The organism is uncultured Sphingomonas sp., from assembly GCF_937871615.1.
In the GTDB taxonomy this organism is placed as follows: Bacteria; Pseudomonadota; Alphaproteobacteria; order Sphingomonadales; family Sphingomonadaceae; genus Sphingomonas.
In genome coordinates this window covers 1-9,090 of the sequence record NZ_CALMPA010000018.1, presented here as the reverse complement: position 1 = coordinate 9,090, position 9,090 = coordinate 1, and the positions used below count along the sequence as shown (strand labels likewise).

The following is a 9,090-nucleotide window of genomic DNA, read 5'->3' as shown; positions in this document are numbered from 1 at the left end:
TCGAAGAAGACAATGAACGGACCCGGCGAGCACACCACTTCCGGCGGCGGCGGCGGCGGAGGCGGGGGAGGCGGCGGGGGCGGAGGCGGCGGCGGGGGCGGCGGCGGCGGAGCAGCCGGCTCACCGAAGTTGTAGGTCAGGCCACCCAGCAGGCTGTGCGACCGGAACCGGCCATCATATGCCGAACCCGCGATGTCGGTCAGCTTGACCTTGTTCGCGTTGAAGTAGCGATACTTCAGCGACACGTCGATACGGTCGGTCAGCGGCGCGCGGACGCCCGCGATCGCCTGCCATGCGAACACGCTGTCCGAATCGTCGAGCGGCGAACCGGCGGTGCCCAGATCAATGCGGCTCTTTACGCGAGCGACGCCGGCACCACCGCCGACAAAGCCCTGCAGGCCATCATCCGGACCGAAATCGAGCAAGCCGTTCAGCATGAAGCTGAGCGCCGACGAACGACCACCAGCGCCGCTGTACAAGCGCGCCGGGAGCGTGCCGCCACCTGCGATCGGCGTGAGCGCGCTGGGCTGATAGCCCTCGACGCGTGCGGTGCGGTAACCGACTTCGGCTTCGAGGCGGAAGCCGCCGAAGTCGTAACCGATCACGCCATCGGAATCCCAACCATAATGATGATCGACCTTCGACGTGCCGGTCAGCGCCGGCGCGGCATTGGCGATGTTATAGTTGATATCCTCAACGATCATCCCGCCGAAATCGGCGCCGACGTACCACGCCTTGTCACGCGCGAGCGCCGGCGAAGCAAGTGCGGTGGAGGCAAGTGCCACTACAACGGCAAGCTTCCGCATCATAATCCCCTTTCCATGGTGTCACTACGGACAACGCAAACTCACTACCTAAAGGATAGTTTCCACGCAAGCACGCAATGACCTAGAATTGTTGCATAAAGGCAACTATGGCTCAAGCTGTCAGGCCATGCTCGCGCAGCGTCAGCAGCACCGTGCGCAGCGTATCGCGCGCTTCGCCATCGACGATCGCGCCCCCGGTCGGATCGGGAATTGCCGCGCGGCGCGCGCCGACGATCTGAACCCCGCCGACCATCAGCCGCGTCGCGTGGATTTCACCGAGCCGCCAGCCGCCCGCGAGATAGCGCGCCGGCAAACTATCCGCGATGCTCCACGCCGCCATGCCCGGCAGCGGCGAAACGAACCGCCAGCCGCCTGCCGTCCATCCCGCGATCGCATCGGCATGGCCAGTCCAGTCGCCGGTGGGCGCGGGGCCGACGATCCAGCATTCGCCGGGCGCGGGATCGGCGGGCGGCGCATCCACCCCCACCGCGTTCACCCCGGCCTGCGCCGCGATCTCCAGCATGGCGAGCGCCTCGTTGTGATCGGTTTCCTTTTGCGCCTGCCCCGGCTGCAACAGCGGCAGCGCGAGGCGCGGTGATCGGTCGTCGCTCATCGCATTCTCCTTGTCAGATGATTATCGTCGCGGGCGGCGAAGCGCCGTTGGTGCCGATCTGGACGATGCTGATCGAGACCGGGCCGCCCGCGCGCTCGGCGGCGGTAACGGCCACGGCGGGGGCGGCGGTTTCCACGATGCGCGGGGGCAGCGCGCCCGCCATCACCGTCACGCGATATTGCTCGCGTTCCTCGCCGAGCGGCGCGTCCGCGCCATCGCGCCAGCGCCATCCGCTGCGCGCGCGTCGCCGCCAGCGCAGCAGCGCGCCGCCATCGGGCTGCGCTTCAGCGCGCAGGTGAACCGGCGACGGCGGCAGGATCGAGGCGCCGGTCAGCGCCAGTTCGATCTCCGCCGTATCGGCGACGGCGTCCGCCGCGACGCGCAGCCTTTGCCCCGGCGATGCCGAAAGCGTGATCGCCACCGCCGTTTCCGGCTCGATCAGCACGAAGCGCGCCCCGGCATCATGGCCGGTCGCGATCGTCCCGCGCCGCCCGCGCGACAAGTCGCCCAGCCGCCAGCGGCGCGGCGCAAGTTGCTCCGCCGTCGCGAACTGCACCAGTTCGTCACCGACCAGCGCGAGATTGGCGCCGCGATCGAGCGCCGCCGGATCGGCGCCCCGCAACGACATGCCGTCATGCGCCAGTTCGACGATGATCGCGCCGCGCTGGTCGCGCAATGTCACCGTCCCTTCCGGCAAGTCCTCGATCAGCGCGCCAAGCGTCGCGGGCGCGGCGGTCGCGCCGATCGAGGTCCAGCTCGCGCCGTCGTCGAAGCTGTAGCTGAGCGCCGCGCGGCGCCAGCCCGGCGCGGTGCCGGCGGCGACGATCGTGAGCCGGGGTTCGCTCAGCAACGCCTCATCCAGCGCCGGCAATTCGAACGCATCGAGGATCGTCGCCCCCGCCACGGCATCGGGCGCCGGCAGAGCGCGGCCCGAACTCGCCATCGCCGGCAGGGTCGCCGCGCGCTCCGCCACCAGTTCCAGCGTCGTCGCCATCCTCTCCAGCGAGGCACTGGCGACCCGCCACCGCCCGTTCTCCCCCGTTATCGCCACGCGATCGCCGGGGCCGATCGTGATCGCGCTCGCATCCCCCACGATGCGGCGGTGCACGCGCTCCGCCTCGGCGCGGGCGAGCATCGCGGTCGCCACCGCTTTCGCCGCACCCGCGCCGATCGCGGCGGGCACGTCGATCGTTTCGCGCCGGCTACCCGCGCCGGGCCGCGTCGCGCGCTGCACCCCGGTCTGATAGTCGCGCGCCGGATCATAATGCGCGACCGATATCGCCTGCGCCACCGCTTCGATCGGGCGGATCGAGCGCGCGCGCTTTTCCCCCGCCGCGCCTGCATCCTCGACGGTCAGGACGGCGCCCGCCCCCGGCCCGCGCATCTCGATGCCATCGCCGACCGGCGCGAAGCGGCATCCGCCGATCTGCCCCAATGTGTCGATCACCGCGCGCGCGGTATCGCCATAGGCCGAAAAGCCGTCGAGCAGCGCCGCTGCGCCTGCATCGCGCACCACGCCGCCGCTCGTCGCTTCGGCGATCGTGCCGATCGAAACCGGCCCGGCATCCGCCGTCACCTCGAAGGTGAGCGATGGGATGCGGTTGCCGAAATCTTCCAGCGCCAGATCCTCGAACACGGCATAGGCCATGCCGCGATGCGCCGGGGTCAGCCCCGCCCCTTCCGCGCTGGCGATCAGCGGATCGGCGGGCTGATCCTCGCCACCGTTGTGCAGGCGGAAGGTGGCAGCACTTTTCCAGTCCCCCGCCGCGCCGCGCAGCAGCTTTCCGTCCGCCCAGATCCGCCCCACGCCCAGGATCGCCCGCGCCGACAGGGCCACCGCGAACGAGGCGGTATAGCTGTAGCTGGTAACGCTCGGTCGCCCCTTGCCCCCGCCGCTACGCGTGCGATGCTCCACCAGATCCGTCGCCCAGATCACCGATCCCGCCACCCGCATCGTCCCGAACAGTTTCGGAATCTGCGTGCCGTAGCTCGATGTCTGCACCGATAATTCGGTCAGCCGCGGGCCTTCGCGCCCCTTGGGCCTGAACAGCAATTCGCTGTCCACCGTCCGCCCGATCATCGCCCCGATCGCGCCGCCGATCGGCCCGCCGATCGCCGTGCCCACCGCCGTCAGCACCAAAGTCGCCATCGTCACTCCCCTCAATCCGCCATGCCGCGATTACCGGCCAGGGCGGCGCGCCTGGCCGCTCGACCACGCGCCGCAACCCGGCATCGGCGTGAACAAAGCCCTCGCCCGTCGCGATCGCGAGGTGCAGCCCGCTCCCGGCGCGACACAGCAACAGATCGCCCGGCGCATCGCCCGCGCATGGCGCCAGCCCGGCGAGCATATCCGGCGCGATCGCCGCCTCGCCCGCCGCCAGCGCGTAGCCCGCTGGCACGCGCCCGCGATAACCGCCCGCCTTCAGCGCCCATGCCGCCACGCCGACGCAATCCACGCCCAGCGCCGGATCGCGTCCATGCGGGCGGAAGCGCGCCCCGATCGTCGCGCGCGCAGCCGCCACAATGCGATCCGCCCGCGTCATCCGCCGGGATACCGCGTGAGCAGGTCAATGCCGGGCAGATACGGCTCGCCGCGAAAGTTCGCCGCATTGCCGAAGCGCGCCGCGCAGGTAGCGATCGTCTTGTCACAACCCTCGATCAGTTCTACCAGCGCGCCGTTTTCCACCGCGAACGGCGGCAAATTGCGCAACGTCACGCCCGCGCCCGCCGACATCGTGACCGCGCTCTCGAACCCGGTATTCGCGCCGCCGAACCAGCGCAGCAGGCCGCCGCCATAAGCATCGGGCGACGGCTCCACCCGATCGAGCGTAATCACTTCCTCATCCGTCGCCGTAACGTGCGCGAACCGCCGTCGCCCCGCCATCGCCACGCGGCAGCGCCGGTCGCCCAGTTCGGCGCGGCAATCGGGCGAGGTCGCCTCGGTCGCGGGTCGGTCGAGCGCCGCCGCCGCGCCGCGCAATTCGGCGGTGAAGGCGTTCTCGCTCAGTTCGACCGCGCCGATCGTCCCCTCGCCCAGCGGCACCGGCGCGCCGCCCCCGCGATCCACCGCGAAGATCGCAACCCGCGCGCCGTCCCACCGCCCGGCGACCAGATCGCGTTCGGTGATCGCCGCGCTGGAAAGCGCGCCCTTCGCCTCCATCGTCGCCGGATCGAGGCCATCGCCGCGCACCACGGCGGAAGGCGTCATCCCCGGCGCGGCGCGATAGACCATGCCGTCGATCGCCAGATCGCGATCGTGATCGGTCAGCCCGATCGCCACCCCGTCGCGCCGCTCGACGCGCCAGCAGATCGCGAGTTGCGTCACCCGGTCCATCTCACCCCTCCCGGATTTCGACGAGCGGGACGGAGGGCGCCGCCCCGGCGAGAAAGGTCGCGCGCGTCACGGTCAGCCGGTCCTCGGCGAAGCGCACCGGCACGTCGAACTGGAACGAGGCGGTGACGGCAGCCCCCGCCGCCGGGGCGGCATCGAACACCACCATCCCGCCCGCCTCCAGCGCGAACGCCGCCGTCGCGACGCCCGCGACCTTCACCGATACGCTCCCCGCCACCGGGCGCGTGATCCGCCGCGCGGCATCGCCATAATGTTTCACCAGCGCGAAACGCCGCGTGATGCCGTCGCCCGTGCCGATCGCCGCATCCGCCGCATCGGCATCGAACGGATCGCGCAGGCGAAACCCGCGCGCCGGGCCGCCGCGCGCGCGGAAGAAATCGAGCAATGCGCGGATGTCCGCCTCGCTCCTCACCCCCGGCCCGACATCATAGCGGGTCCGCGCCTCCGCCCAGGCGACATTGCGCGTCTCGCGCCCGCCCGCGCTCGTCACGATCGCGGTGGAATATTCCGGCGCCACCTCCGCCTCGCGCCCCAGCGCGAGCGGGAACAGCACGTCATCGAATGCGTCCACATCCGCCTCCTCATCCCAATGCACCAGCCCGTCGCGCATCACCTGCGGCAAGGCCCAGAAGTAAGCGCGGCGCACACCGCGCCGCCGCGCGGCTTCGGCGGCGGCGTCGATCAGCCGCCATTGCGCCGCGTCGCTTGCGTTCAGCACGAAGCCGGCGAGGTATTCCTGCGCGCCCGGCGGATAGCCCAGCCGCTCGCCCGCCGCGCGCGCCATCGCGGGATGAAGCGGTGTCCCCCGCCGTCACCCAGTCATAATCCTCAAGCTGAAGCACATCGAACGCGGGCGCGGCCCAGCCGGTCGGCAGGTTCGCGCGCTTCGCATGTGGCGCCTCCGCGTCCAGCACCGTCGGCAGATAGGCGAGCAGATACGTCTCGCATTCCGCCGCCACCGCGCGCACCGCCGCGCACAGCGCCGCCGTCGATGCCGCCAGCGCCGCGCCCGCCGCGTTCAGCGTCGCGATCTGTTGCCCGTTCTTGTTGCCCCGGATCGAGGCCATTGGCACGGGCGCGAACGCCGCCACGGCGCTTTCATCATAAAGGCATGGCCGCCCGTCGGGCATGATCCACCACCATGGCTCGCCCACCTGGAATTTCGCCGCCAGCCCCGCCGCTATGCCGATCGAAACGAACGCCTGCGCCACCGCGCGCAGATAGGCCATCGCCCCCTCATCCGTTGGTGACAGCAGGGTGGACGGCGGCGACCACCCCGTCAGCGCGGGCGCGCCATCCGCCGCGCGCTGCTTCCACGCTTCCGGGCAATGCGCGTCGAACAATTCGTAGCTGAGCGACCAGATGATATCGAAGCCAAGTTCCCGTGCCCGCCCCGCGAAATCGCGATGCCACGCCGCGCACGCCACGTTGAGCGCGCCGCCGCCAAGGTCCACCAGCCCGCCCGCGAGCCGGAAATAATGGCTCATCCCGACATAATGGACGATCCGCCCGCGATAGCCGAGGTGCAGCGCGTTCCGCAGCAGCCGCGCGGGCGTCAGGTTATAGCTGTCGTCATAGCCGCTCGCGATGCCCAGGCCGTGTTCCGGCGCGATCGCCTCCCCGATCGCGATCACCGCGCCCGCGCCGTCGCAGCGGATCGCGCTCATCTCCGCCCAGCCCTCCGCCGGGGCGGCGAGCGGCGCGTCGCTCGCGCTGTAATCCGGCGGCACGAGCGAGACGAACATCCGGTCGATATCCCCGGCCCACACCGGGTCCGCTTCCGCCGGCAGCGCGAATCCGCCGACGACCTGCGCGAAGTCGATCGTGACCTGCGCGTCCTCCGGGCTGCCCTGCGCGTAATTCCACAGGCGGACGTACCAGGATCGCGGGTTGCCCGCCGCGTCGCGCCCCTCGATCGTCAGCACCGGGCCGTGGAGCGCATCGAGCGCGCGAATGCCGCCCGATCGCCAGCGGAAGCTCAGCCGGCAATCGCGGAAATCGCGCGCGGTTTCATATTTGAGCAGCGGATGGTCATAACGATCCTCCGCTTCCCAGATCAGCCCGGCGAGATCGTCCTGGCGATAGAAAGCGCAATCGACGCGCAGCGCATCGGGCGCGATGGTCGTCACCGCCGCCATCATCGGGCGCGGGAAATTCACCGTCCAGAAACGCGGATCGAAGCGCGTGATCGCGCCCGCCGCCTGATGCCGCCGTTCGCGGCACAGCCAATGTCCCATCAGTCGCGCGCCTCCTCAAGCGCGGCGCGCACCGCGCGCGCCACCTGCCGGCTCGATCGGGCGAGCACGCCGGGCGCGGCATCGCCGGCGGCGTTGATCGTGATCGCCACGCGCACATCGCGCGCACCATTCGCCGCGGGAACGATCGCCCCGCTCGCGGTCGGCACGAACAATTCCGGCCCGCGCTCGCCGACCCAATAGGGGCGTGCGGGCGACACCGGCCCGCCGGTCGCCCGCCCCGGTGCACCGCCAAGCACGCCCATGATCGCGCCCGCCAGCCCCGCGCCGCCGCCGCCGCCGATCTGTTCGATCCCGCCGCGCAGCGCCGATGCCGCCACCTCGGACATCACCGACAGCGCGACCTTCTTCAGATCCTCGAAGCCGAGCTTCCCCGTCCGCGTCGCGCGCAGCAGCACATTTTCGATCGCGCGCCCCGCGCGATCCGCGCCGCTCGCCAGCGGGCCTTCCAGTTCGCCCCGCATCGCGCCCACGTCGCGCGCGAAGCCGGCGGTATCGGCGCGCACGCTCACCACCAGCCGTTCGATTTCCTCATCCATCGGGAAACGCCTCCCTCATTCGCGTGATCGTCATGGCGTCGGGCGGGTCGACGGCGGCGTCATCGCCGGTCGCCGCGCGCACCAGCGCGGCCAGTTCGGCGGGGGTCGCGCGCCAGAAGGCGTCGGGCGACCAGCCGAACGCCACCCCCGCCAGCCCGGCGAGCCGGGCGGCACCGTCGGTGAAAAGCGCGGTGTCGGTCCGCTCCGCCACCTGGTCTCCCTCCAAGAATGTATCCTTTGGGAGGTCGGGCGGGGGCGCAGGCCGGCGCCGCCGATCGGAACCGCTCATTTCCCGCGCAATATCTGCCCGAGCAGCGCCTTCAGCGCCGGGGTCGCGGCGGCCAGCCCGTTCGCCGCGACCGCCTCGCCCAGCCGCTCGCGCGTCAGCCCCTCGGGCCGATCGTGCAGGCAATGCCAGAACAAGGCGACGATCTCGCCCAGCGAGAGCTTCCCCGACGCCGCCCGCTCGACCAGCGCGAGCAGCGGCCCCAGTTCCTGCTCCGCCGCCACCAGCGCCGCGAAGGTCGGGCGCAGCTTGAGCATCTCGCCCGCCACGCGCAGCACGGCCTCGCCCCGCGCGGGATTGGCCGCGCTCATGCCGCCACCACCGCGCCGGAGCTTTCCAGCGCCAGCGTGTACGAACGCTCGCCGTTGAAATCGCCGGCATAATCCAGCCGCGTGACGAGGAAACGCCCGGTCATCGTCTCCCCGCTCTCGAAGGTCAGGCGATAATCGTCGAGCGCGCCGGCCAGCGCATTGGCCTTCACCCGCGTCTCGGCCACCGATCCCGTGAACACGCCCGCCGCCGAAACGCTGACGCTGCGCACCCCTGCGCCGGACAGCAGTTCGCGCCACCCGCCCGATCCCTTGTTGGTGACGACGACCGCCTCGCCGTTGACGCTCATCTGCGTCGTCCGCATCCCCGCGACCGTCTGCCACGCGGGCGGGCTGCCCCCGTCGCTCACCTTGAGCAGGAACGCGCTTCCCTTCTCCACCGCCATCACATGTTCTCCCGATAGATTCGCACCGTGAATTCGCTCGTCGCCGCCCAGCGATCGTCGCCCGCGCGCGCGATCCGGCTGCGCACGAGCCGCGCCGAAACGAGCCGCCAGCCATCGCCCAGCGCCACCGGCATCGCCTCCACCGCGTCCTCGATCGCCGCCGCCAGCTCGCGCAGCCGCGCCGGGCGCTCGCCGCGATCATGCGCGGAGACGACGAGCCGCCCCTCGCGCCCGCGCCAGTCCTTCGCGCTCCAGTCCACCAATATTGGCGGCTCGATCACAACGTGCGGCAGCGCGGCGCGCACCGGCGGCGCATCGAACACCGCCACCTCGCCAAGCACCGCGCGCAACGCCGCGACCGCCGCCGCCTGCACCGTTTCATGCGCGCTCATCGCACCAGCCCTCCCGGCCAGCGCAGGCGCGAGAGCACGCCGCGCCCGGTGATCGTCACGCGCGCGCCCTCACGCACCACGCGCACGCCGGGCAGCGCCTCGCGCACCGCCGCCGCCAATTGCCCCGCCACC

General features: G+C 71.3%; 9 protein-coding genes and 1 pseudogene. All 10 read right to left on the bottom strand.

Translation table 11 applies throughout. The annotated features are described in order from the left end of the window. Positions 1-806 (bottom strand): outer membrane beta-barrel protein (locus Q0316_RS03600; protein WP_298669822.1); only part of this gene is annotated, 806 nt, incomplete at its 3' end. Between the two features lie 112 nt (positions 807-918). Continuing rightward, on the bottom strand, positions 919-1,419 hold the full coding sequence (locus Q0316_RS03595; RefSeq protein WP_298669819.1) for a DUF2793 domain-containing protein: 501 nt from the start codon (positions 1,417-1,419) through the stop codon (positions 919-921). Between the two features lie 13 nt (positions 1,420-1,432). Then, positions 1,433-3,568 (bottom strand): phage tail protein, encoded by a 2,136-nt coding sequence (locus Q0316_RS03590; protein ID WP_298669816.1) that lies wholly within the window; start codon positions 3,566-3,568, stop codon positions 1,433-1,435. A 390-nt stretch (positions 3,569-3,958) separates the two neighbouring features. Beyond that, positions 3,959-4,753 (bottom strand): DUF2163 domain-containing protein, encoded by a 795-nt coding sequence (locus tag Q0316_RS03580; protein ID WP_298669813.1) that lies wholly within the window; start codon positions 4,751-4,753, stop codon positions 3,959-3,961. Position 4,754: 1 nt separating this feature from the next. Then, positions 4,755-7,008: pseudogene (locus Q0316_RS03575) on the bottom strand (DUF2460 domain-containing protein). Then, complete coding sequence (locus Q0316_RS03570) at positions 7,008-7,565, bottom strand: tail tape measure protein (RefSeq protein ID WP_298669810.1); 558 nt, start codon at positions 7,563-7,565, stop codon at positions 7,008-7,010. Before Q0316_RS03570 ends, Q0316_RS03575 begins: the two are co-directional and overlap by 1 nt. Next, positions 7,558-7,776 (bottom strand): phage tail assembly chaperone, encoded by a 219-nt coding sequence (locus Q0316_RS03565; protein ID WP_298669825.1) that lies wholly within the window; start codon positions 7,774-7,776, stop codon positions 7,558-7,560. The genes Q0316_RS03570 and Q0316_RS03565 overlap by 8 nt, the downstream gene beginning before the upstream one ends. A gap of 74 nt (positions 7,777-7,850) precedes the next feature. Then, complete coding sequence (locus tag Q0316_RS03560) at positions 7,851-8,162, bottom strand: gene transfer agent family protein (protein ID WP_298669807.1); 312 nt, start codon at positions 8,160-8,162, stop codon at positions 7,851-7,853. After that, positions 8,159-8,566, bottom strand: a complete 408-nt coding sequence (locus Q0316_RS03555) for a phage tail protein (protein ID WP_298669804.1) — start codon at positions 8,564-8,566, stop codon at positions 8,159-8,161. Before Q0316_RS03555 ends, Q0316_RS03560 begins: the two co-directional genes overlap by 4 nt. Beyond that, positions 8,566-8,958 carry a DUF3168 domain-containing protein gene (locus Q0316_RS03550; protein ID WP_298669801.1) on the bottom strand — a complete coding sequence of 131 codons (393 nt, stop codon included), beginning with the start codon at positions 8,956-8,958 and terminating at the stop codon, positions 8,566-8,568. The genes Q0316_RS03555 and Q0316_RS03550 overlap by 1 nt, the downstream gene beginning before the upstream one ends. Positions 8,959-9,090 lie beyond the last annotated feature (132 nt).